Source organism: Bradyrhizobium sp. F1.4.3, from assembly GCF_040548375.1.
Lineage (GTDB): Bacteria > Pseudomonadota > Alphaproteobacteria > Rhizobiales > Xanthobacteraceae > Bradyrhizobium.
Genome location: NZ_JBEPRN010000002.1, coordinates 664,357 through 687,344, shown reverse-complemented (window position 1 = coordinate 687,344; position 22,988 = coordinate 664,357). Strand labels below are relative to the sequence as shown.

Annotated in this window: 26 protein-coding genes and 1 riboswitch; of the genes, 19 read left to right on the top strand and 7 right to left on the bottom strand. The window is 65.0% G+C overall.

Annotation, left to right across the window (positions count from 1 at the left end):
- Nucleotides 1-60 precede the first annotated feature (60 nt).
- Together ABIB73_RS10725 and ABIB73_RS10720 are read right to left on the bottom strand one after the other, a co-directional pair.
- A complete protein-coding gene (locus ABIB73_RS10725; RefSeq protein WP_354223758.1) occupies nucleotides 61-750 on the bottom strand; it encodes a class I SAM-dependent methyltransferase in 690 nt (229 codons plus the stop codon).
- A 33-nt stretch (nucleotides 751-783) separates the two neighbouring features.
- Complete coding sequence (locus ABIB73_RS10720) at nucleotides 784-1,836, bottom strand: glycosyltransferase family 4 protein (protein WP_354223756.1); 1,053 nt, start codon at nucleotides 1,834-1,836, stop codon at nucleotides 784-786.
- Nucleotides 1,837-2,110: 274 nt separating this feature from the next.
- Here ABIB73_RS10720 and ABIB73_RS10715 point away from each other — a divergent pair, with 274 nt between their 5' ends.
- From ABIB73_RS10715 to ABIB73_RS10700, 4 genes are all read left to right on the top strand, one after another.
- A complete protein-coding gene (locus ABIB73_RS10715) occupies nucleotides 2,111-2,812 on the top strand; it encodes a L,D-transpeptidase (protein WP_354223755.1) in 702 nt (233 codons plus the stop codon).
- A 118-nt stretch (nucleotides 2,813-2,930) separates the two neighbouring features.
- Nucleotides 2,931-3,137, top strand: a complete 207-nt coding sequence (locus ABIB73_RS10710; protein ID WP_354223754.1) for a hypothetical protein — start codon at nucleotides 2,931-2,933, stop codon at nucleotides 3,135-3,137.
- An 86-nt stretch (nucleotides 3,138-3,223) separates the two neighbouring features.
- The gene (locus ABIB73_RS10705; RefSeq protein WP_502918412.1) at nucleotides 3,224-3,751 is read left to right on the top strand and encodes a Fic/DOC family protein; all 528 of its coding nucleotides are present in this window, start codon (nucleotides 3,224-3,226) and stop codon (nucleotides 3,749-3,751) included.
- Nucleotides 3,748-4,245, top strand: coding sequence for a GNAT family N-acetyltransferase (locus ABIB73_RS10700; RefSeq protein ID WP_354223752.1), 498 nt, complete (start codon nucleotides 3,748-3,750; stop codon nucleotides 4,243-4,245). The genes ABIB73_RS10705 and ABIB73_RS10700 overlap by 4 nt, the downstream gene beginning before the upstream one ends.
- 17 nt (nucleotides 4,246-4,262) lie before the next feature.
- Here ABIB73_RS10700 and ABIB73_RS10695 read toward each other — a convergent pair whose 3' ends face one another.
- Both ABIB73_RS10695 and ABIB73_RS10690 read right to left on the bottom strand, forming a co-directional pair.
- Complete coding sequence (locus tag ABIB73_RS10695) at nucleotides 4,263-4,550, bottom strand: hypothetical protein (RefSeq protein WP_502918411.1); 288 nt, start codon at nucleotides 4,548-4,550, stop codon at nucleotides 4,263-4,265.
- Nucleotides 4,547-5,329 (bottom strand): DUF899 domain-containing protein, encoded by a 783-nt coding sequence (locus tag ABIB73_RS10690; RefSeq protein WP_354223750.1) that lies wholly within the window; start codon nucleotides 5,327-5,329, stop codon nucleotides 4,547-4,549. Before ABIB73_RS10690 ends, ABIB73_RS10695 begins: the two co-directional genes overlap by 4 nt.
- 150 nt (nucleotides 5,330-5,479) lie before the next feature.
- Here ABIB73_RS10690 and ABIB73_RS10685 point away from each other — a divergent pair, with 150 nt between their 5' ends.
- The 8 genes from ABIB73_RS10685 (at nucleotide 5,480) to ABIB73_RS10650 (ending at nucleotide 14,907) form a co-directional block, all read left to right on the top strand.
- The gene (locus ABIB73_RS10685; RefSeq protein ID WP_354223748.1) at nucleotides 5,480-6,700 is read left to right on the top strand and encodes a helix-turn-helix domain-containing protein; all 1,221 of its coding nucleotides are present in this window, start codon (nucleotides 5,480-5,482) and stop codon (nucleotides 6,698-6,700) included.
- A gap of 28 nt (nucleotides 6,701-6,728) precedes the next feature.
- Nucleotides 6,729-7,376 (top strand): Vgb family protein, encoded by a 648-nt coding sequence (locus ABIB73_RS10680; RefSeq protein ID WP_354223746.1) that lies wholly within the window; start codon nucleotides 6,729-6,731, stop codon nucleotides 7,374-7,376.
- Between the two features lie 129 nt (nucleotides 7,377-7,505).
- Entirely contained in the window at nucleotides 7,506-9,074 is a 1,569-nt protein-coding gene (locus ABIB73_RS10675; protein WP_354223745.1) for a DUF4403 family protein, read from the top strand.
- A gap of 123 nt (nucleotides 9,075-9,197) precedes the next feature.
- Complete coding sequence (locus ABIB73_RS10670) at nucleotides 9,198-10,307, top strand: ABC transporter ATP-binding protein (protein WP_354223743.1); 1,110 nt, start codon at nucleotides 9,198-9,200, stop codon at nucleotides 10,305-10,307.
- Nucleotides 10,308-10,363: 56 nt separating this feature from the next.
- On the top strand, nucleotides 10,364-11,422 hold the full coding sequence (locus tag ABIB73_RS10665) for an ABC transporter substrate-binding protein (protein ID WP_354223741.1): 1,059 nt from the start codon (nucleotides 10,364-10,366) through the stop codon (nucleotides 11,420-11,422).
- Nucleotides 11,423-11,443: 21 nt separating this feature from the next.
- Nucleotides 11,444-12,706 (top strand): ABC transporter permease, encoded by a 1,263-nt coding sequence (locus tag ABIB73_RS10660; protein WP_354223740.1) that lies wholly within the window; start codon nucleotides 11,444-11,446, stop codon nucleotides 12,704-12,706.
- Nucleotides 12,703-13,530: an ABC transporter permease gene (locus ABIB73_RS10655; protein ID WP_354223738.1), complete on the top strand. Its 828-nt coding sequence runs from the start codon at nucleotides 12,703-12,705 to the stop codon at nucleotides 13,528-13,530. Before ABIB73_RS10660 ends, ABIB73_RS10655 begins: the two co-directional genes overlap by 4 nt.
- Nucleotides 13,531-13,695: 165 nt before the next feature.
- Nucleotides 13,696-14,907: an ABC transporter substrate-binding protein gene (locus tag ABIB73_RS10650; RefSeq protein ID WP_354223736.1), complete on the top strand. Its 1,212-nt coding sequence runs from the start codon at nucleotides 13,696-13,698 to the stop codon at nucleotides 14,905-14,907.
- A gap of 231 nt (nucleotides 14,908-15,138) precedes the next feature.
- On the opposite strand, the gene ABIB73_RS10645 is transcribed toward ABIB73_RS10650, so the two are convergent.
- Complete coding sequence (locus ABIB73_RS10645) at nucleotides 15,139-15,681, bottom strand: PRC-barrel domain-containing protein (RefSeq protein WP_354223734.1); 543 nt, start codon at nucleotides 15,679-15,681, stop codon at nucleotides 15,139-15,141.
- Nucleotides 15,682-15,916: 235 nt separating this feature from the next.
- On the bottom strand, nucleotides 15,917-16,507 hold the full coding sequence (locus tag ABIB73_RS10640; protein WP_354223733.1) for a hypothetical protein: 591 nt from the start codon (nucleotides 16,505-16,507) through the stop codon (nucleotides 15,917-15,919).
- Between the two features lie 179 nt (nucleotides 16,508-16,686).
- On the opposite strand from ABIB73_RS10640, the gene ABIB73_RS10635 reads away from it, so the two are divergent.
- Entirely contained in the window at nucleotides 16,687-17,427 is a 741-nt protein-coding gene (locus tag ABIB73_RS10635) for a response regulator (RefSeq protein ID WP_354223731.1), read from the top strand.
- 13 nt (nucleotides 17,428-17,440) lie between these two features.
- Nucleotides 17,441-18,769 carry an ATP-binding protein gene (locus ABIB73_RS10630; protein ID WP_354223729.1) on the top strand — a complete coding sequence of 443 codons (1,329 nt, stop codon included), beginning with the start codon at nucleotides 17,441-17,443 and terminating at the stop codon, nucleotides 18,767-18,769.
- A 73-nt stretch (nucleotides 18,770-18,842) separates the two neighbouring features.
- Here the strand turns inward: ABIB73_RS10630 and ABIB73_RS10625 are convergent, their stop codons facing one another.
- Nucleotides 18,843-19,052 (bottom strand): hypothetical protein, encoded by a 210-nt coding sequence (locus ABIB73_RS10625; protein ID WP_354223727.1) that lies wholly within the window; start codon nucleotides 19,050-19,052, stop codon nucleotides 18,843-18,845.
- Between the two features lie 236 nt (nucleotides 19,053-19,288).
- Here ABIB73_RS10625 and ABIB73_RS10620 point away from each other — a divergent pair, with 236 nt between their 5' ends.
- From ABIB73_RS10620 to ABIB73_RS10600, 5 genes are all read left to right on the top strand, one after another.
- Nucleotides 19,289-19,819: a transglycosylase SLT domain-containing protein gene (locus tag ABIB73_RS10620; RefSeq protein WP_354223725.1), complete on the top strand. Its 531-nt coding sequence runs from the start codon at nucleotides 19,289-19,291 to the stop codon at nucleotides 19,817-19,819.
- A 218-nt stretch (nucleotides 19,820-20,037) separates the two neighbouring features.
- Nucleotides 20,038-20,166: riboswitch (TPP riboswitch) on the top strand.
- Nucleotides 20,154-21,164, top strand: a complete 1,011-nt coding sequence (locus ABIB73_RS10615; protein WP_354223723.1) for an FAD-dependent oxidoreductase — start codon at nucleotides 20,154-20,156, stop codon at nucleotides 21,162-21,164. Its footprint overlaps the riboswitch before it by 13 nt.
- Nucleotides 21,155-21,352, top strand: a complete 198-nt coding sequence (gene thiS / locus ABIB73_RS10610; RefSeq protein WP_354223721.1) for a sulfur carrier protein ThiS — start codon at nucleotides 21,155-21,157, stop codon at nucleotides 21,350-21,352. Before ABIB73_RS10615 ends, thiS begins: the two co-directional genes overlap by 10 nt.
- A gap of 169 nt (nucleotides 21,353-21,521) precedes the next feature.
- Entirely contained in the window at nucleotides 21,522-22,304 is a 783-nt protein-coding gene (locus ABIB73_RS10605; RefSeq protein WP_354223719.1) for a thiazole synthase, read from the top strand.
- Nucleotides 22,291-22,899, top strand: a complete 609-nt coding sequence (locus ABIB73_RS10600) for a thiamine phosphate synthase (RefSeq protein WP_354223718.1) — start codon at nucleotides 22,291-22,293, stop codon at nucleotides 22,897-22,899. The genes ABIB73_RS10605 and ABIB73_RS10600 overlap by 14 nt, the downstream gene beginning before the upstream one ends.
- The last annotated feature ends 89 nt before the right edge of the window (nucleotides 22,900-22,988 follow it).

Below are 22,988 nucleotides of genomic sequence, written 5' to 3'. Positions count from 1 at the left end.
GACGATGTGCAGCGACGCGATGACGCACGCGAACGCTAGCGGCGGCTTACGCCGCCTTGCTTACGCCGCCTTGGCGACATCGACCTTTCGGAGGCGCACCAGCGAGAAATGGCCGAGCGGCGGAATCAGGCGGCGCTCGGCAAGCTCGATTCCGTTGGCGCCGGCGAGCCACTTGGCGTAGCGCGACCAGGCGAACTCGGCGGTGCGGAAGCCGAGCGGACGCACCACCGGCTGGAGCTTCTGCTCGATGAAGCGGCGCACGCCGGCATCGGCGCTGACGCGGGTGAGGATGATCAGCTCGCCGCCGGGGCACAGCACGCGCGCGAACTCGTCGAGCGCCACTTCCGGATTCGGCACGGCGGTGACGACATATTGCGCCATCACGACGTCAAAGGAATTGTCGGGGAATTCGAGCCTCTCGGCATCCATCACCGCGAGGCCTTCGACGTTCTTCAAATTTCCTTCGGTGACGCGCTGGCGCGCCTTGTCGAGCATCGCTTCCGAAATGTCGGTGCCGAAGATGCGCAGATGCGGCGCGTACAGCGGCAGCGAGATGCCGGTGCCGACGCCAACCTCGAGCACGCGGCCGCCGATCTTGTTGGTGGCCGCGATCGCCGCCTGCCGGCCCTTGGCGAACACGCCGCCGAACACGAGATCGTAGACCGGCGCCCAGCGGTCATAGGCCTGCTCGACCGTGCCACGGGTGAGGTCAAGCTGCTGGGTGCCGTCAAGGTTCATGATCTTAGCCATCGATGAGGTTCTCGCTGTGGGTCAAAGGTACGATCAACCGCGCACCGGCCGCCGCGCCATGACCGGCGAGGCGCGCAGGATGCGGCTGGGTTGAAGTGAAGTAAGATTTCCGACGAACTGACGCGCACTGTTTTCCCAGGATCGCTCCAGCGCGAAGTTGCGGCAGGTCTCGCGCGACATGGTGAGCGCGCCCAGGCAGGCGGCGCGCAGATCGTGGTCGATCGCGCCGATCGGGTGATCGGCGATGACGTCCTTGGGCCCCGTCACCGGAAACGCAGCAACCGGCGTGCCGCAAGCGAGCGCTTCGAGCTGCACCACGCCGAAGGTGTCAGTCAAGCTCGGAAACACGAACACATCGGCAGCTGCAAGATGCGAGGTCAGATCCGCGCCCTTCTTCTCGCCGAGGAAGACCGCGTCAGGATACTTCTTCTCGAGCTGCGCCTTCTGCGGGCCGTCACCGACGACGACCTTGGTGCCGGGCAGATCGAGCGAGAGGAACGCTTCGAGATTCTTCTCGACCGCCACGCGCCCCATCGTCATGAAGATCGGTCGCGGCAGATCGAGCGTGGCCGGAGCATCAGGATGAAACAGTTCGGTATTGACGCCGCGGGTCCAGAAGCCGAGCCGCTTGAAGCCGCGCTCGGAGAGTTCCTGCCGCAGCGACGGCGTCGCCACCATGGCCATGGCGGCAGCATCGTGGAAGTGGCGCAGCACGGCATAGCCGACGGCGGCGGGGATGCCGGTCCGCACCGAGACATATTCCGGAAAGCGCGTCGTGTAGGAGGTGGTGAAGGCGAGGTGGTTACGGCGGCAATAAGCCCGCGCGGCCCAGCCGATCGGGCCTTCGGTCGCGATGTGCAGGGCTTCCGGCGCCGCCTTCTCGATCCGCCGCGTGATCTCCTTACCCGTAGGCAGCGCGATGCGCAGGCCCGGATAGGTCGGCAGCGGCCATGACGAAAAGCCGTCTGGCGTCAGGAAGTCGATCTCGACGTCGAGGGCCTTGGCGGCAGCGGCCAGCGAGGTCAGTGTCCGGACTACACCGTTGACCTGCGGATGCCAGGCGTCAGTCGCGATTAATACCCGCATGGGGAAATCCCGAGAGTTTGATGATTCTCGGCTTAGGACCATCAACCACGGATATTTCAGGCGTGTGACGTCACATAAATGTCGGCCCGCTGTTTTGTTCGTTAACGGGCTGGCGGGGCCACGAAACTGTCATGAAACAATCCTTGCCGCGACGAAACCGTTTTCGGTTTTCCGCGCAAACGTCCCGAAACTTTTTGCCGTTAGTGATTGAGGCAACGGAGCACCGAAACGGTGCCGGGGTGACCTAGAAACACCGCGCAAACAGGGGCGACCAATGTTCAATCTGGACACGTTCAAGACGTATTCGCGCGCCGTTGCCATCGGCGCAGTGGCGATCTCCGCAATCGCGTTCGCCGGCCCGGCCAGGGCTGCGCCCGTGCAGCTCTTCCCCTTCTTCCAGCCGCTGCCGCAGATGACCGCGCCGGTTCAGCCTTATCAGGCCACGCCCTACCAGGCCGCGCCGTCCGAGGGCCAGGACGCCGTCGAGACGCCGGCGCGCTTCCGCCGCCAGACCGTGAGCTATGCGACGCGCGAGGCGCCGGGCACGATCATCATCGATACGCCCAACACCTATCTCTATTACGTGCTCGGCAACGGCCAGGCCATCCGCTACGGCATCGGCGTCGGCCGCGACGGCTTCACCTGGTCCGGCACGCAGTCGGTGACCAAGAAGGCCGAGTGGCCGGATTGGACCCCGCCGCCGGAGATGATCCAGCGCCAGCCCTATCTGCCGCGCCAGATGGCCGGCGGCCCCGGCAACCCGCTCGGCGCCCGCGCCATGTATCTCGGCGGCACCGTCTACCGCATCCACGGCACCAACGCCCCCGACACGATCGGCAAGCGCGTCTCCTCCGGCTGCATTCGCCTGACCAATGAGGACGTCTCCGACCTCTACTCCCGCGTCAACGTTGGCACCAAGGTGATCGTACTGCCGATGAGCGAACGGAGAGCGGATCTCGGCGCAGCGACGCGGTAAGCCCGCGAACAGTATTGAGATTTGGACGGCCCCGGCGATGCTGGGGCCATTTTTGTTTGGGGCAACATCCTTAACACTGCAGATGCAAAGTATCACTCTCTGTGATAGGTTCTAGGGCATGGTCAGTCGTAAAAAATCACCCGCCAATGCGAGCGGAACCTCCGCCAAGCTCGTCGTTGGCAGAGAGCGCTTCGCCAAGATCAGCGCCGTTGAAGGTATCGTCCCTTCGGCGGCGATGAAGGCGCGAGTTGCCCGGTTTGATCAACAGGGGCTATCGGCCGCCGAGCGTCGGCGCGAGATCGTCAAAGCCCACAAGAAGGGCTAACCAGTCCTCATGTATGACGCCGTTGAAGACCCGTATTGTTATCCGGTTGTTATCCGGGCACGACGGTCCTCAAGAACAAACTGCATTTGAAGGACCAAGCCGGGCTTGATTCCTTCGAGGCGGAAATTACAGCGCAGCGTGCGGAGGAGGCTCTGCCGGCCGGACGGTTAACGTATTCCCACTATCGCGCCATCCACCGACACCTATTCCAGGATGTCTATGACTGGGCCGGCAAAATCCGCACCGTCCGAATTTCGAAGGGTGGCAGCATGTTCTGCTTCCCCGAGAGCATCCATCGGGAGATGTCGAAACTGTTTCGTGCTCTCGCGGGCAAGAAACATTTCCGGGATACGACGACGGCCGAATTTGCGGCAAGCGCGGCTCATTTCCTTGCCGAGCTCAATGCGATCCACCCGTTCCGCGAAGGCAACGGACGCACACAACTCACGTTCCTGGTTCTTCTGGCCGAGACCGCCAGCCATCCGCTCGCAATGGAGCGCCTCGATCCTGACAAGGTCATGCAAGCCATGATCGAGAGCTTTGATGGTAGCGAAGATATGTTGGCTCGTGCCCTGCGTGATCTCCTCTCTGCGTCGCATCGGGTATCACCATGATCAGACTGCTCACGTCCGCCGATGCCGCGCTCTATCGCCCTGTCAGGCTGGAAGCCCTTGCCGCGCACCCCACGGCCTTTTCCAGCGCATTCGCGCGCGAGCAGGAACAGCCGCTTGCCTGGTTCGAGGAGCGCCTCTTGACGTCGGATGTTTTCGGCGCCTTCATCGCGCAGGAGCTGGTGGGCGTTGCGGGCTTCCGCCGGCAGGAAGGCGCCAAGACCGAGCACAAGGCCGTTCTCTGGGGCATGTATGTGCGCCCCGATGCACGCAAGTTCGGCGTGGGCCGACGCCTCGTCGACGCGGTCGTGGCACATGGGGCGAAGCATGTCGAACAGCTCCAGCTGGCCGTCGTCAGCGGGAATACGGCCGCTATCCGGCTCTACACCGCCGCCGGCTTTGTCGAATACGGTCGCGAGGTGAAAGCGCTGAAGCACGACGGTCGATACTTCGACGAGATCCTGATGGCTTTGTTCTTGAGCGAAAACTGCAAGTAACTACTGCCATCCGGTGCTCACCGGATGGCGCCTCCCCGACCCGGGATCAACCTCAGCCACGCCGCTGAATGAAACGCGCTCATCAGCAGATACATCGGCACCATCCCGCCGACGAGCGACCCGTGCCCGGCGGAGCAGAGCATGTCCATCGGGCCGCCCCCGAGAATGGCCGTCAGCACGGCCATGACCGCGAAGGTCGGCGTGGCCGCAAGACCCAGCCATCGGGCGAGGTGAGATGCGGCCACGGCCTCCCTGCCGTCACGGCTGGCGTTGGTGGCCGCACTGGCGGGACAGATCTCAGTCACGCGCCTGCCTCGCGGAGCGCCTTCTCTCCGGCGTCCGACACCTCGACCCATTTCTTGTCGGGTGCCGCGCCTTCCGTGTAGCTGTCGTGCCAGTTCCACCATTTGTAGGTCGGGGTCTGAGGATAACCCTCCGGCGAATCCTCCCAGACCTCCTGCCGGCCGAGCGGCGTGATGTCGAGGTAATTCCAGGTGCCGCCCATCTGCTCGTCGCCACGGCTCTTGATCATGTAGGTGCGGAAGATGCGGTCGCCGTCGCGGTAGAACACGTTGGTCCCGTGCCATTCGTCCACGCCGAAGTCGGCGTCGAAACTGTCGGTGATGGTAACCCAGGGCATCGCCCAGCCCATCCGCTTCTTGAGCCGCGCGATATCGCCCTGGGGCGCGCGCGAGGCGAAGACGAGGGTGGTGCCGCGGGCGTTCAGGTGGGCAACATGGGCGACCTGGTCGGCCACCATGGAGCAGCCCCGGCACGCATGATCAGGCCACCCGAACACGCCGGGCTCGAAGAAGGCCCGGTAGACGATCAGCTGCCGCCGGCCCTGGAACAGATCAGGCAAACTGACCTTGCCGCCTGGGCCATCGAACGCATAGGTTTTGTCTACGGCCATCCACGGCATTCGCCGGCGTTCAGCGGCGAGGGCGTCACGGGCGCGGGTCTGCGCCTTCTCCTTCACGAGCAGTTGCTGACGGGCTGCCTCCCAGTCTTGCGGCGACACCACCGGTGGTGTTTGCATGGCGGGCTCTCCGTTGTTCCGTCTGTTTTCAACTGATGTCATCATGGCTCTTGAAACCTCTTGGTTGAGCGGGAGTTCCGCACCGCGCTGTGACAGACGCGAATTCGCTCGCGCCTCGCCGCACATTGTCGGCCGTGCGCTATTTCTGGCACCGGACGACCGCACAGCGGGAGTAACAAGTGTGGCGGGATTTTCATGGAGTCGCTGATCACGGCCGCAGCGCGTGCGCTCGAAGCCGGCGATCCGCTCGGCGCCTTGAACCGCGTGGCATTACGCAATGATGCGCCCTCGCTCGCGCTTCGTGGTATCGCGATGGCGCAGCTTGGCGATCTCGCGAAGGCGAAGGCGCTGCTGCGGAGCGCCGCGCGCGCTTTCGGCCCGAGAGAGGCTGTGGCGCGCGCAAGGTGTGTGGTGGCCGAAGCCGAGATCGCGCTCGTCTCGCGCGACCTGAACTGGCCGGTGAAAACGCTCGCGGCCGCACGAGCGACGCTCGCGGCACACGGCGATCTCGCCAATGCCGCGCATGCGGGCCACATCGAGGCCCGGCGCCTCCTCCTCGTCGGGCGGCTCGACGAGGCCGAGCGTACGCTGGCCGAACTCGGCGCATCACCACTCCCGCCTGCATCTCGGGTCGCCCGCGAGCTCGTGGTCGCGGGCATCGCAATCAGGCGGCTCAGAACGAAGGATGCGCGCGCGGCGCTCGACCGCGCGGCCGACGCGGCGCGGTTAGCAGCGATTCCAGCGCTCACGGCCGAAGTCGAAAGCACGAACCTCGTCCTCGACACCCCCGCGGCACGCCTGATCGCGCGCGGCAAGGAGCATCCGCTGTTGCTTGGACAGGTCGAAGCGCTGGCGGCGTCCAAAGCGCTTGTCGTGGACACGTTCCATCACACCGTTCGCAAGGGAGGCATCGTCGTGTCGCTCGGAACCCGCCCGGTGCTGTTCGCGCTCGCCCGCCCCCTGGCGCAGGCGTGGCCCGCGGACGTCTCGCGAGAGGTGCTGATCGCCGGAGCGTTTCGGGCCAGGCACGCCGATGAATCGCATCGTGCCCGGTTGCGGGTCGAAATCGGACGGCTCCGCACAAAACTCAAGCCGCTCGCCGATGTGAGCGCGACGAAGCAGGGCTTCGCGCTGGCACCGCGCAAGACGCGACAGGTTCTCGTGCTGGCACGGCCGGTCGAGGAGAAGCACGCCGCCATGCTCGCCTTCCTCTCCGATGGCGAACCCTGGTCGAGCTCGGCGCTCGCGCTGGCGCTCGGAACGAGCGCGCGAACAGTGCAGCGGGCTCTCGACGAGCTGGCGCGCTTGAACAAGGTGCAGTCGTTCGGACACGGGCGGGCGCGGCGCTGGATCACCCCGCCTGTCCCGGGTTTCCCGACAGGCTTGTTACTCCCCGGGCCCCTCCTGAAGACGTAAGGTAGATCATCTCACAGGGATCAAGCACATGAAGCGTTCGGCTGCCGAGATCGTCAGGGAGTACGGGCCTTTCGCGGGCGTCGAGGCCGTGCATGGCGTCACCTATGACGGCACCCATGTCTGGTTCGCATCCGGCGACAAATTGAATGCGGTCGATCCGGCCAGCGGCAAGATCGCCCGCTCGATCGATGTCGCCGCGCATGCGGGAACGGCGTTCGACGGCCGGCATTTGTTCCAGATCGCCGAGGACCGCATTCAGAAGATCGACGCGGCGACGGGCAAGGTGCTCGCCACCATCCCCGCGCCCGGCGGCGGTGGCGATTCCGGGCTTGCCTGGGCCGAGGGTTCGCTCTGGGTCGGCCAATATCGTGAGCGCAAGATCCATCAGGTCGATCCGGAGACCGGGATTGTTCTTCGCACCATCGAAAGCAAGCGCTTCGTGACCGGCGTCACCTGGGTCGACGGCGAGCTCTGGCATGGCACCTGGGAAGGCGAGGAAAGCGATGTGCGGCGGATCGATCCCGAAACCGGAAAGGTGCTTGAGCAGCTCGACCTGCCTGCCGGGACGATGGTCTCGGGACTGGAGTCCGATGGCGCCGATCGCTTCTTTTGCGGCGGCGGCGATCGCGGCAATGTGAGAGCGGTCCGCCGTCCCAGGGGCACTGCCCCCCGATGACGGTCTGAATACACCGCAACGGCGCGGTCGCAGCCGTTAACCCATTCGCCCCAATTCCACCCCACCGATGCGCTCTAGCGCCCTCCTCTGTCGCCCTGTAAAATCCATCCCGGGCGGCCTGGGGGATAAATGCGTCTGACGTTGAACTTGAAGACTGTCCTGATCGCCGTTGCGGTGCTCGCGGCGTCGTTTTTCATCAGCCTGAAGGTGATGGACCGGCTGTCGCCACGCGCGACCAATTCGGCGCCGGCGGTTGCGCAACTGCCGCCGCTGCCGCCGGTCGCGAAGAGCTCGATCGTGGTTGCGCCGGTGGCGATCGCGCTGTCGGCGATCCGGGACCAGGCCGAGAAGGCTTCACCGCACAATTTCGCCGGCAAGGCCGACAATCCGATCTCGCAGATCCTGCAAAACGCCGATATCGGCTGGATTGCTGCCCGCGGACCGATGTCGGCCACCGGCGACAAGGACGTTCTGACGCTATCGACGCCGCTCACCGGCAAGCTCAACGTGACGGGGTCGCTATCGTCGAAAGCCACCGGCGCGCTCGGCGAGGCCTTGGGCAGCGTGCTCGGCGGCAATGCCGCCAAACAAATTGGCGCGGTCAACATCAAGAACCTGAATGCCAGCGCCGAGATCAAGGGCAATGTCGTCGTCACCTCGCGCCCGAAGCTCGCGGCCAACTGGCATCTCGAGCCCAATCTCGGCGCCCAGGTCAATCTCGGCGACACCAACCTTTCGGTCGCCGGTGCCAAGGTCAACGTGCCGGCACAGGTGAAACCGCTGATCGACAAGAACGTCGGCGAGCAGATCAACACCGTTTCCGAGCGCATCCGCAACGATCCTTCGCTGCGCGAGAATGCGAAGGTGCAATGGGCCAAGGCCTGCCGCTCGATCCCGCTGCAAGGCTCGGGCTCCTCCGCTGCGCTGCCGCCGCTCTGGCTCGAGATGAAGCCGACCCGCGCCATCGCGGCGCAGCCGCGCGTCGACGCGCAGAACGTGACGCTGCTGCTTGGCCTCGAGCTCGAGACGCGCGTGACCTCGACGTCGACCAAGCCGGATTGTCCGTTCCCCGACAAGATCTCGATCGTGCCGCCGACCGGCACCGGTGTGAACATCGGTGTTCCCATCGACGTGCCCTTCACCGAGATCAACAAGCTGATCGCAGCGCAGATGGTCGGCCACACGTATCCCGAGGACGGCTCCGGCCCGGTCGACGTCACCGTAAAGAGCGTCAACGTGGTCCCGTCGGGCGAGCGGCTGCTGGTCTCGCTGCTGGTGCGCGCCAAGGAGAAGAAGAGCTGGCTCGGCCTCGGCGCCGAGGCGACGGTGCACATCTGGGGCCGGCCGATGCTCGACCAGGCACAGCAGACGCTGCGGCTCGCCGACATCCAGCTCGCGGTGGAATCCGAGGCTGCCTTCGGCCTGCTGGGGGCGGCCGCACGCGCGGTGGTGCCGCAGATGCAGCAGGCGCTGGTACAGAAGGCGACACTCGATCTGAAGCCGATCGCCGCCAACGCGCGCGAGAAGATCGCGGCCGTGATCGCCGATTACCAGAAGAACGAGGACGGCCTCAAGGTCGAGGCCAATATCAGCAGCCTGACCTTGGCCGACATCGCCTTCGACTCCAAGACGCTGCGCGTGGTCGCGGAAGCCGGCGGCACGCTGAACGTGACTGTGACGAAGCTGTCGGGGATGTAGCGCGCCTTCACTCACCGGGCGCGTCGCTTGCGCCGCTGGCATTCTCGTCGGAGGATGCTAAGCTGTTCCTCGCAACCTCGGACGAGGTGCTGACGGCGCTGTAGGGGACAACGCGAGGACGACATGGAAGCCGGCATGGTCACGCCCGCGCCGACGCTGGTGCGCTTTTCCGGCATTCAGAAGACCTACGATGGCGAGCACCTCGTGGTGAAGAACCTCGACCTCGAAATCAGGAAGGGCGAGTTCGTCACCCTGCTCGGCCCGTCGGGCTCGGGCAAGACGACCACGCTGATGATGCTGGCAGGCTTCGAGGTTCCAACCCAGGGCGAGATCTATCTCGCTGACCGGCCGATCAAGAACGTGCCGCCCCACAAGCGCGACATCGGCATGGTGTTCCAGAACTATGCCTTGTTTCCGCACCTGACAATCGCGGAGAACATCGCCTTCCCGCTATCCGTTCGCAAGACGAACAAGGCAGAAGCGCAGGAGCGCGTAAGGGCGGCCTTGCGCATGATCAAGATGGAAACCCTGGCGCACCGGCGGCCCGGGCAGCTGTCCGGCGGTCAGCAGCAGCGCGTGGCGCTGGCCCGCGCGCTGGTTTTCAATCCGCAACTCGTGCTGATGGACGAGCCCCTGGGCGCCCTGGACAAGCGCCTGCGCGAGCAGATGCAACTGGAGATCAAGCAACTGCACGACACGATGGGCATCACCGTCGTCTACGTCACCCACGATCAGAGTGAAGCGCTCACCATGTCGGACCGCATCGCCGTGTTCAACGACGGCATCGTGCAGCAGATCGACAGGCCCGACGCGCTGTATGAGCATCCGGTGAACAGCTTCGTCGCTCACTTCATCGGCGAGAACAATGTGCTGGCCGGCACCGTCGAGACGATCGAAAGGGAATTTTGCCGCGTCGCGCTGGCTGGTGGCGGCGCCGTGACCGCACGGGCGGTCAATGTATCAGGCGCGGGCGCATCGACCTCCCTGTCGGTGCGGCCGGAGCGGATCGCGATTATCCTGGATGACACCTCCAGCGAGGGACCGAACCGACTGCCGGCCAAGGTGCAGAACACCATCTATCTCGGCGACCACGCGCTGGCCGTCCTCGACGTCGCCGGCAACGGGGAGTTCATGGTCAAGCTTCAGCCCGGGGCGCATGACAGCCTGCGACATGGTGAAAGTGTGTCCATCACCTTCCGCCCCGAGGACTGCCTGGCCCTCGATCCCGTCTGATCCGGACCGGCATCGATCATTCTCAACGCAACGCAGATGAAGAAGGAACAAAGACCATGCTGAAGCGCAAGATTGGCAAGATTGCTCTGGGTTTCGCCGCGGCGTTCGGCGCTAGCGTTGCGCTGGCCACGGTCGCGCAGGCGCGTGACCTCACCGTCGTATCGTGGGGCGGCGCGTATCAGGATGCCCAGAAGAAGGTCTATTTCGAGCCGTTCAAGAAGGCAGCTGGGGTCCCGATGAACGACGAGTCCTGGGACGGCGGCGTCGGCGTGTTGCGCGCCAAGGTGCAGGGTGGTGCTGCCACCTGGGACGTCGTCCAGGTCGAGAGCGACGAGCTGGCGGTCGGCTGCGAGGAAGGGCTGTTCGAGAAGCTGGATTATTCCAAAATCGGCGGCGAGGCCGCCTATATCCCGCCGTCAGTTAATCCCTGCGGCGTCGGCGCCATCCTCTACGATTTCGTTCTCGGCTACGACAGGGACAAGCTGAAGGACGCTCCTGCGGGCTGGGCCGACTTCTTCGACACCAGGAAGATTCCTGGCAAGCGCGGCCTGCGTCAGGGCCCGAAGACCACGCTGGAGATCGCCCTCATGGCCGACGGCGTCGCACCGAAGGACGTCTACAAGGTGCTGGCGACCGACGAAGGCGTCGATCGCGCGTTCAAGAAGCTGGACACCATCAAGGGCGACATCGTCTGGTGGAAGGCCGGCGCCCAGCCGCCGCAATTGCTCGCTTCGGGCGAGGTGGCAATGACCTCGGTCTACAATGGCCGCATCGACACCGCGAACAAGAACGAGAAGAAGAATTTTGGCATGGTATGGGACGGAGCGCTCTTCACCCTCGACAGTTGGGTCATCCTGAAGGGTAGCCCGAACAAGGACGCGGCCTACAAGTTCCTGGACTTCGCAGGCAAAGCGGAGAACCAGTCCAGGCTGTCGGAGAACATTGCCTATGGCACCTCGAACAAGGACGCAGCCGCCAAGCTGCAACCCGCCGTTCTGAAGGACCTGCCGACAGCGCCTGACAACATCAAGAACGCGGTCGAGATCAACGTTGCCTTCTGGCTCGAGAACATCGACCGTCTGACCGAGCGCTTCAACAAATGGGCCGCGAAATAGCGCCCCCACAAGGCTCGACCAATGACGGATGCGCTCTTGACTGGCGCCGATGCGTCGACCGAGGTGCCGCTCAAGCGCCGATTGAGGCGTGCGGAGCGGACACGCCAGGTCAAGGCATTGGCGCTGGTGCTGCCGCTTCTCGTCTTCCTGCTCTTCACCTTCGCAGGCCCGATCGCCGGCATGCTGTGGCGCTCGGTCGATGACCGGGAGGTGCGTCAGGCTCTGCCGCAAACAATAGCTGCTCTCGCCAATTGGGACGGCAAGGACCTCCCGGACGAAAAGGTCTACGCGGCGCTGGCAACCGACATCCTGGCGGCCCGCGCCTCCGGCACCGTGGCCATCGCGGCGAAGCGGCTCAACTACGCACTGAACGGCTTCCGCACCATCCTGACCAGCACTGCACGCAATCTGAAGGCGGTGCCGGAGGCCGGCACGGCCAAGGAGGCGCTGGGCAAGATCAACCCGGCCTGGCGCGAACGCACCACCTGGACGACGATCAAGAACGCCAGTGGCCCAGTGACCGGCTTCTACCTTCTGGCGGCGCTCGACCTGACGCGGAACGTGGACGGCGCGATCGTCGCAGCCCCGCCGGATCAGGCCATCTACCGCGACGTATTCGTCCGTACCTTCATCATCAGCCTCGGCGTCACGGCACTCTGCCTGATCCTTGGCTTCCCGGTCGCTTACCTGCTGGCGACGCTGCCGCCGGGCCGGTCGAACCTGCTGATGATCTTCGTGCTGCTGCCATTCTGGACTTCGCTTCTGGTCCGCACCTGCGCCTGGATCGTCTTGTTGCAGAGCAAAGGCGTCGTGAACGACAGCCTGCAATGGCTTGGCATCATCGACGAGCCGTTGCGCCTGATCTACAATCGCTTCGGTGTCTGCGTGGCCATGACCCACGTTCTCTTGCCGTTCATGATCCTGCCGCTGTACAGCAGCATGAAGGCGATCTCGCCTGCCTACATGCGTGCCGCCGCCTCGCTCGGAGCGCCACCGGTCACCGCCTTCCTGCGGATCTACCTGCCTCAAACGCTGCCCGGCATCGGCGCGGGAAGCCTGCTCGTCTTCATCCTCGCGCTCGGCTACTACATCACGCCGGCACTCGTCGGGGGCGCCGCCGACCAGATGATCAGCTACTTCATCGCGCTCTACACGACCGAGACGGCGAACTGGGGCCTTGCTTCGGCGTTGGGTGCGGTGCTGCTGCTGGCCACTGTTCTGCTCGCTCTCGTCTACGGCAAGCTGGTGCAGGGACAGCAGGTCACGGGAGGAATGAAGAATTGAGCGATAATGCCTCCCTCCGCACGCCCGGCCAGCGCATCGCGTGGACCGCGACCATCGTCATCTCCACGCTGGTGTTCATTTTCCTGATCGCGCCAATCCTTGCGATCATGCCGCTGTCCTTCAGCTCGGGCTCCTACCTGACCTATCCGCTGCCAGGCCTCTCCTTGCGCTGGTACGACGACTTCATCAATTCGCCGCGCTGGATGAATTCGCTGAAGAACAGCATGATCATCGGCGTCGCCTCGACCGTGCTGTCGATGGTTCTCGGCACGCTGGCCGCACTGGGGCTGGCGCAGTGGAAGAGCCGGTTCAAACCGCTCGTGCTGGCTTTCGTGCTGTCGCCGGTCGTCGTGCCCGGTGTCATCACCGCGGTCGGTCTGTATTTTTTCTTCGCGCCGATCGGTCTGACCGGCAGCTATCTCGGCTTGATCCTGGCCCACACCGCGCTGGCGACGCCCTTTGTGGTGATCACGGTCGGCGCGACGCTGCAAAGCTTCGACACCAATTTGGCACGCGCCGCCGCGTCACTCGGCGCCTCGCCGACTGAGGCGTTCCGCCGCGTGATCCTGCCGCTGATCCTGCCCGGCCTGGCGTCGGGCGCGCTGTTCGCCTTCGCGACAAGCTTCGACGAGGTGGTGATCGTGCTGTTCATGGCAGGTCCCGAACAGCGCACGCTGCCGCGCGAGATGTTCAGCGGCATCCGCGAGAACATCAGCCCGACCATCACGGCCGCGGCGGTGATTTTGACGACGGTATCGGTCATCCTCCTCGCCACCCTGGAAGGCTTGCGCCGACGCAACGAACGGCTCAAGGGCAGCGCCTGACCGGCGGCGTCGCGAAGCGATCGACGCTTCAAGAGTTCCCTCTACGCCCGCTCAGCCACCGCCCTTTTGCATTTGCGGCGCTCGTGGCTTTGCGGGCGGCATCGATTGCGGCTAGAACGAGCCTGCAACAACGCCCAAACAACAATTCACAGGGAGAACAACAATATGCAAAAACTCATTGCCGCCGTCGCGGCCAGCTTCGCCATCGCCGCGACCTGCGGCACGGCGCAGGCGCAGATTTCCGACGACGTCGTCAAGATCGGCGTGCTCACGGACATGTCGAGCCTTTATGCGGATGCGACCGGCAAGGGCTCGCTTGCCGCGGTGGAGATGGCGGTCGCAGATTATGGCGCCAAGGTCGCCGGCAAGCCCGTTCAGGTCGTCGCCGCCGACCACCAGAACAAGCCCGATGTCGGCGTCAACATCGCCCGCAACTGGTACGACAACGACAAGGTCGACGCCATCTTCGACGTACCCACCTCCTCGGTGGCACTGCCGATCTCGGCGCTGACGCGCGAGAAGAACAAGATTAACATCAATTCCGGCGGCGGCTCCTCCGACATCACCGGCGTCGCCTGCTCGCCCAACACGGTGCACTGGACCTACGACACCTATGCGCTGTCGAACGTCGCCGGCAGGGCGATGGTCAAGCGCGGTGAGGACACCTGGTTCTTCGTCACCGCCGACTACGCCTTCGGCATGGCGCTCGAGCGCGACGCCGCCAACGTGGTGAAGGAGAGCGGCGGCAAGGTGCTCGGCGACGTCCGCCACCCGCTCAACTCGTCGGACTTCTCCTCCTACCTGCTCCAGGCACAAGCCTCGAAGGCCAAAGTGGTCGCGCTGGCGAACGCCGGCGGTGACACCACCAACGCCCTGAAGCAGGCGGCCGAATTCGGCCTGGTGCAGGGCGGCCAGAAGATGATCGCGCTCTTGCAGGAGATCACCGACACGCACTCGCTCGGCATCAAGGCGACGCAAGGCCTGATCGTCACCGACGCGTTCTACTGGGACATGAACGACGAGACCCGCGCCTTCTCAAAGCGCTTCAACGAGAAGGTCGGGCACATGCCGACCATGATCCAGGCCGGCCTCTATTCGGCGACCATGCACTATCTGAAGGCGATCGACGCCATCAAGACCGACGAGGCGCCGAAAGTAATGGAGCAGATGCGCGCCACGCCGATCAACGACTTCTTCGCCAAGAACGGCAAGATCCGCATCGATGGCCGCATGGTCCACGACATGTATCTGTTCGAGGTGAAGAAGCCCGAGGAATCCAAGGGCGAATGGGATCTCTACAAACTGATCGCCACCGTGCCCGGCGAAGAGGCATTCCGTCCGCTCGACAAGGGCGGCTGTCCGCTGGTGACGCACTGAGCGCAACCCGCGCCGCCATGGCGCCTGCCCGGGCTACCCATTCCTCATCCTGAGGAGCTTGCGAAGCAAGCGTCTCGAAGGATGAAGGCCCGGCTGGTGGCCTCGCCCTTCGAGACGCGCGCGAAGAGCGCGCTGCTCAGGGTGAGCGTCAACATATCTCGATGACGAAGACACGACAGCGCGCCCGGTGAGAACCGGGCGCGCTTCGTTTGGGCGGTCAAGCGAGCCGCATTACTCCGAGTACTTGAACTCGGGCATGTTCTTCAGTTCGTCCTTGGACGCGTTGAACACGGCGTGGTCCGGATACCACTTCGAGGACGACGAGGCGGTCGTGGTCGTCGTGGCGGGCTTGTCCATGCCGGTCGCAGCACCGGTCGTCGTGCTCGCCGCGGGCTTGGCACCCGGGTTCGCGCCGGTGCCGGTGCCGGTGTAGGCCACGGCCTCGTTGACGAACTTCAGCTTCTCATACGGCACGGCGACCAGATGCTCGCCCATGCCGAGGAAGCCGCCGACGCCGACCACGGCGATCTTCACGTTGCCGCTCTTGTCCATCAAGAGATCATTGATCGAACCGATGTTCTCGTTGGCGTCGTTGTAGATCTTCAACCCCGCCATTTTCGATGCGCGCCACTCGCCCGAGGCGGTTGTGGTGGTCGTCGTCGCGGCAGCCGCGGGCGGCGCCTTGTCGGTGGTGGCGGTCGGCGATTGCGCAAACGCAACAGTCGCAAGCAGCGCGGTGCCGGCAAGGCCGGTCGCGATCGATTTCATCAACATGTTGTCCTCTCCTTCAGAAAACTCGTATGGAGAGAACAGCGACGATCAATTGCAGTTCCTGAACTGCGGCAATTTCGTCGCGCGATGGCCGCGTTGCATTGCGATGAAAGTTCCTAAGTCACTTGGGAACGTTGTCACGCAGGAACGTTCGGGATGCGCGGTTCCCGGCCGACGATCATGCGCCCTGGGTGAAGCACAATCGCGGCGAGGAACGCGCCAACCCGCGTCGCACAGGTTAGCTCTGGTAGTCGATCAGAAGCGCAGAGAAATCCGAGCTGCTCGACGAGTTCGTCGTGCTGCCATTGGCACCGTAAGACGAGCTCGACGACGAGGACTGCGACTGCTGGAGCGCCTGGAGGAACTGCTCGAGGATCTTGGCCGTGCTGGAGTCGGTCGAGCTGCTGCTCGTCGAATCCGTGGACGACGACGAATCCGAAGAAGAGCTGTCGTCCGGCGGCGGACCGGGCGGCGGGCCACCTGCACCACCGGGACCGCCGGTGCCGCCGGGACCGTTGGCGAAGGCGGACTGAAACACGCCCTTCAGCTCCGTGGCCTGGTCGGAGGTCAGCGTCCCGTTCGAGACCTCGTTGGAGATGAGATCGTCGATCTTCGACTTGATGTCGTCCTTCGAGGGCTTGGTGCCGCTCGACTGATCGCTGGACCGGCTCTGCTGGAGCGCCGTATCGATGTCGGTCAGGGCCGTCGAGAGCGCGGACTGGTCCGAGGAGGAGACCGTCCCGTCAGAAACTTCAGATTGCAATTCCTGCTGCAATCGCTGAAGCGGCGACTGGTAGTTGCCGGCGGAGGCCGCCGAAATCGAAGTCATGATGGCTCCGTGGGTTTGCGGGGTTTCGTAGCTGACCACGCCACGGTATGGTTAACGCTCTTAACGGGACCTTGCCATTCCACTGCCCGGTCGTTGCCAGGTGTTGCGAAAAGACGTTCAGAAACGATCTGAAACAAAAATCTTCGCCTTTTGGCCCGAATCTTGGACAAACAAAGCTCATGGCCATTTCCTCTCCCAACATCCTGGTCGTCGAGGACGACCGCGAAACCCGGACGTTGATTGCGAAGTACCTGCGCAACAACGCCTGCAACGTCACCGCCGTGAGCGATGGCCGCGAGATGTCGCGCGCCATGGCCGATCACCGCGTTGATCTCATCATCCTCGACGTCATGCTGCCCGGCGAGGACGGCTTGAGCCTGTGCCGCAAGGTGCGCTCGGAGGCCCAGACGCCGATCATCATGTTGACCGCGCGCGGCGAGGACGTCGACCGCATCGTTGGCCTCGAGATGGGCGCGGATGATTATCTGCCGAAGCCGTTCAACCCGCGCGAGTTGCTCGCCCGCATCAACGCGGTGCTGCGCCGCCAGGCGTCGGCGCAGGCGGCAAGCTCGATCGAGGGCGCCAGCACGCTCGCCTTCGAGGGCTGGCGCATCGATTTGCGCCTGCGCGAGCTGCGCAATCCGGAAGGCGCGCGCGTCGCGGTGACCAGCGCCGAGTTCGACCTGCTCAGGACGTTCTGCGAGCGGCCCGGCCGCGTGCTGTCGCGCGACAGCCTGCTCGACCTGACGCAGGGCCGCAACACCGGCTCGTTCGAGCGCTCCATCGACGTGCTGGTCAGCCGCATCCGCCGCAAGATCGAGCCCAATCCGCACGATCCGACCCTCATCAAGACGGTGCGCTCCGGTGGCTATTTGTTCACCCCCAGAACGGAAGCGGTCACGGCGCCCCTGAGCAACTGACGGAACGGCCATCATGACGCCGTTCCGCTTCTTCCACCTCAAGAGCATCGGCGGGCAGATCGCCGCGCTGGTGGTGGCCTCGCTCGTCGCGCTGCATCTGATCCTCACCGTGAGCTTCCTGATCAACCGGCCGGATCGCGCTGACCCGCCGCCCGATAGCGCGCATCAGCTTGCGGACGCCGCGCTGCTGCTCAACGGCGCCGCGGACAGCGAGCGGCCGCGGATCCTTGCCGACATCGTGCGCGCGTTCCCGAAGGCGAAGATCGAGCTGGTCGCGCCGGGGACGGCCACCGTCAGCGACGACAGCGAAGGCCAGCATGCGCACTATGTGCGCCGGCATCTCGGTCGTCAGTACAAGGTTCTCCCGCTCGCGCCGGACTACGGCGTGCACCGCGTCGCGGTCGAACTGCCCGACGGCACCATGATCGCGGGCCGCGTCGAGCAGCCGGCCTATCCGCCGCGGTTCTGGGGCGGCCCGTGGATCATGACGCTGCTGTTTGCGCTGATCAGCGTCTCGATGCTCGGCCTGTGGGCGGCCTACGCGCTGGCCGCGCCGCTGTCCTCCTTCGCCAAAGCCGCCGAGAATTTCAGCCTCGACGGAGCGGCCGACCCCCTGCCCGAACGCGGCCCTGAGGAGATCCGCTCGGTCGCCCGCGCGCTCAACCGCATGCACGAGCGGATCGCGCGGCTGATGTCGGACCGCACCAGGATGCTGGCGGCGATCAGCCACGATCTGCGCACCCCGATCACGCGGCTGCGCTTGCGCGCCGAGTTCATCGAGGACGAGGGCAATCGCAAGCGCATGCTGATCGATCTCGACCAGATGCGCTCGATGCTGGAATCCGTGCTGTCGCTGCTGCGCAACGACCGCAAGATCGAGGCGGTGACGCTGGTCGACATCGCGAGCACGCTGCAAGTCATCGCCGACCAGTTCGGCGACATGGGCCACGTCGTGCACTACGACGGCCCCGCGTCCGCAACCGCCGCCGCGCGGCCCGACGATTTGCATCGCGGCGTCACCAACCTGGTCGAGAATGCGGTGCGCTTCGGCGCCGAAGTCACGATCCGCCTCGACGTCGCCGGCACGAAACTCGTCATCGACGTCGAGGACGACGGCCCCGGCATCTCGGATGCGCGCAAGCAGGAGATGCTGGAGCCGTTCGTGCGCGGCGACGACGCGCGCACCATGGACGAGTCCACGGGCTTCGGCCTCGGCCTGTCGATCGCGCGCGCGATCGCGCTCGCCCATGGCGGCGATCTTTCGCTGCACGACCGCGAGCCGCACGGGCTGATCGTGCGGATGCAATTGCCGGCGTGGCAGCAGCCGCGTATCGCGGCGTAGGTACTAGCTTCACCTCTCCCCCAGCGGACCCCCAGCGGGGAGAGGTGAAAGAAATCGCGATGTAACCAGCGCCTTAAGCGGCGAGCGGCGGGTGCGCGACGGCCACCTCGTCGAAGATCGCCACCGCCTCGAAACGATAACCGCAGGCGCGGCAATTCCAGAGATATGAGATGCGCCCCTCGCCCGGCTCGATCCAGTCGGGCTTTGCGATCGGCGTGCCGCATTGGGCACAGGGATTCTGTCTGGGGATGTCGCCGGTGTGTGCTTTTGCCGTGTTTGTCATAGCACCTCTCCCGATTTGCAAGCCGCTTCATACTCGCTTTCGCGCCCGCGCGCGAATAGACAGGCGTGCTGCCGCGAGCGGGTTCTCGACCTGAGGGGAACTCCTGCGCCGGCGTTGAGCCATCACGACGGCTCTGCGCCGCAAAATCGCTAACGGCGGCGTTTGGTCACATCATCGCCGCGTTCGGGAGTCGTAACGGACCGGGCGCAGGTCACTCAGGAATCCGGGGATATCTGATGAAAATTTTACGCGTTGCCGCGTTCGTCGCGGCCAGACTGGTGTCGCCGCAGGCCGCATTCGCGGGCGAGGCCGACTACGCCGAGATGGTCGCGGCCCATGCGCGCGCCAATGGCGTGCCGGAAGCGCTGGTGCATCGCGTCATCATGCGCGAGAGCCGCTATCAGCCGCAACTGATCGGCCATGGCGGCACCATCGGCCTGATGCAGATCAAGCTCGCGACCGCCCGCGGGCTCGGCTACACCGGCGATGCCGCGGGCCTGCGCGATCCCGACACCAATCTCACCTATGCGGTCAAATACCTCGCCGGCGCCTATCACGCCGCCAATGGCGACCACGCTCGAGCCATTCATTATTATGCAGGCGGCTATTACTACGCCGCAAAGCGGCAGCGCCAGGAGCCCGTACAGCAGGCCAGCGCCGAAACCTGGTTGGAGCCGAACGGCAATCCGCAGCCGATGTTCAGCGCCCCGCCGCACCGGAAGCTGGCGCAGCGTGTCCGTAGCGCGCGGGCGCAGGCCTTGAAGTAACTCCCGTGTCCCGGACGCGCCGTAGCGTCCCCGGCGATGCGAAGCATCGTCCGGTACGCTGCTGCGCAGAGCCGGGACCCAGAACTCCCAACACAAATGGGCCCCGGTTCAGCAGCGCACCACGCCGCGAAGGGCGGCGCATTGCGCTGCATCCGGGGCACGAGAGCGTAGGGTTCCCACCAAGCGCGTTGACACAGGCCGTCACTGGCCTACATTAGAGCCGTTCCGAGGGGTGCTCCGAGGAGGAGCTGAGATACCGCTAAATGGGTCAGAAGGCCCAGGACCGCGGTGACCCTTTGAACCTGATCCGGGTCATGCCGGCGAAGGGACAGGGATGTTGCAGACGACCAAGCGACCGGATTCCCCGGTATCCATCATCGGTGCAGGCATTGCCGGAGCCTGGCAGGCGCTGTTGTTCGCGCAGGCCGGCCATTCCGTGACGCTCCACGAGCGCGGCGACGCCGCCATGACCTGTTCCACCAGCCATTGGGCCGGCGGCATGCTCGCACCTTATTGCGAGGCGGAAGTTTCCGAACCCATCATCTCCAGGCTCGGCCTGCGCTCGCTCGATATCTGGCGGCGCGAATTGCCGGACACCCCCTTTAACGGCTCGCTCGTCGTGGCGCATCCGCGCGAGCGCAACGATTTCGAGCGTTTTGCGCGGATGACCGAAGGCCACCGCCGGCTCGATGCGGCCAGCCTTGCCGGGCTCGAACCGTCGCTGGAGGGCCGCTTCCGCGACGCGCTGTTCTTCCCGACCGAGGGCCATGTCGAGCCGCGACGCGTGCTACCGAAACTGCACGAGCGCATCCGCGCCGCCGGCGGCACCATCAAGTTTGATAGCGACGTCACCGCCAAGGATCTCGACGGCATCGTCATCGATTGCCGCGGCCTCGCCGCACGTGGCGAGCAGCAAGAGCTGCGCGGCGTCAAGGGCGAGATGATCCTGATCGAGACCAGCGAGGTGCAGCTGGCGCGCCCGGTGCGGCTGATCCATCCGCGCTGGCCGCTCTACGTGATCCCGCGCGAAGACAACCAGTTCATGCTGGGTGCGACCTCGATCGAGGCCGAGGACACCGGCGTCAGCGTGCGCTCGGCGCTGGAGCTGCTGGGCGCGGCCTATGCCGTCCATCCCGCCTTCGGCGAGGCGCGCATCGTCGAGTTCGGCTCGGGCCTTCGCCCTGCCTACCCCGACAATCTGCCGCGGATCGCGGTGCGCGACCGCAACATCGCCGTCAACGGCCTCTACCGCCACGGCTTCCTGCTCGCGCCGGCGCTTGCCGAGCTGACGCTCGGCTATGTCGAGCGCGGCCAGATCGACAACGAGGTGATGCAATGCGCGTGATCGTTAACGGCGAGCAACGCGAGGTGAACTCGGCAAGCGTCGACGCGCTGCTCAGCGAGCTCGACTACGAAGGCACCCATTTCGCCATCGCCTTGAACTACGACGTGGTGCCGAAAAGCCGCTGGGCCGCGACCCACCTCAAGGCCGGCGACGAAATCGAGATCATCACGCCGCGGCAGGGAGGGTGAGGGTGATGCAGGCACGCTTTCTCCCCTCGTCGTCCCGGCGAAGGCCGGGACCCATAACCACGGGCCTTCATTGTGGCGAAAGGTCTTTGCCAGAGTGCCCCGAGAGAAATCACGCGGTATGGGTCCCGGCCTTCGCCGGGACGACGGCTATATCTGAGGAGACACCGCCATGGTGACCTTCTACGGCAAAACCTTCGCCTCCCGCCTGCTGATCGGCAGCGCGCTCTATCCGTCGCCTGCGATCATGCAAGGTGCGATCCGCGCCTCCGGCTCGAACATCGTCACGGTGTCACTGCGCCGCGAATCCGCCGGCGGCAAGACGGGTGACGCGTTCTGGAACCTGATCCGCGAGCTCGACGTCACCGTGCTGCCGAACACCGCCGGCTGCCGCAGCGTACGCGAGGCGGTGACCACGGCAAAACTCGCGCGCGAATTGTTCGGCACGTCCTGGATCAAGCTCGAAGTCATCGCCGACAACGACACGCTGCAGCCGGACGTCGTTGGCCTGGTCGAAGCCGCCGCCATCCTGATCAAGGACGGCTTTGCGGTGTTCCCCTATTGCACCGAGGATCTCTCGGTCGCGAACCGCCTGGTCGATGCCGGCTGTAAGGTGGTGATGCCGTGGGCCGCGCCCATCGGCAGCGCCAAGGGCATCACCAACCGCGATGCGCTGAAGCTGCTGCGCGAGCGCCTGCCGGATATCACGCTGGTGGTCGACGCCGGCATCGGCGCGCCGAGCCACGCGGCCGAGGCGCTCGAGCTCGGCTATGACGCCGTGCTGCTCAACACCGCCATCGCCAAAGCCGCCGATCCCGTCGCGATGGCCAACGCCTTCCGCCTCGGCATCGAGGCCGGCCGCACTGCTTACGAAGCCGGGCTGATGAACGCGCGCGACTTCGCCTCCCCTTCCACCCCTGTCGTTGGGACCCCGTTCTGGCATGCCGTATCCTGATCGATTCTACCCTGTCGTCGACAGCGTCGCCTGGGTCGAGCGCCTGACAAAACTCGGCGTCGGCACCATCCAGCTGCGCGCGAAAGACCTCAACGACGCCGACGCGCTCCAGATCGTCAGCGATGCGCTGGCGATCACGAACGGCACGCAGGCCAAGCTCGTGGTGAACGACTACTGGCGCGCGGCGATCGTCGCCGGCGCAAAGTATCTGCATCTCGGCCAGGAGGATCTTGCCGACGCGGATCTCAAGACCATCCGCGAGGCCGGCCTGTCGCTCGGCGTCTCCACCCACGACGACGCCGAGCTCGAAACCGCGCTCGCCGCCAAGCCCGACTACGTCGCGCTCGGCCCGATCTTCTTCACCACGCTGAAATCGATGCGCTTCGCCCCGCAGGGCATTCCCAAGATCACGGAATGGAAGAAACGCATCGGCGGCATCCCGCTGGTCGCGATCGGCGGCATCAAGTTCGAGCACGCCGCGGAGATCTTTGCCGCGGGCGCCGATTCCATCGCCGTCGTCAGCGACGTCACGCAAAATGCCGACCCTGATGCGCGGGTGCGGCAATGGCTCGGCCCAGCTACGGAGGCGGCGTGATGCGCATGCTCTCTCCACACCGTCATTGCGAGGAGCGCTTGCGACGAAGCAATCCAGACTGTCTCCGCAGAGAGATTCTGGATTGCTTC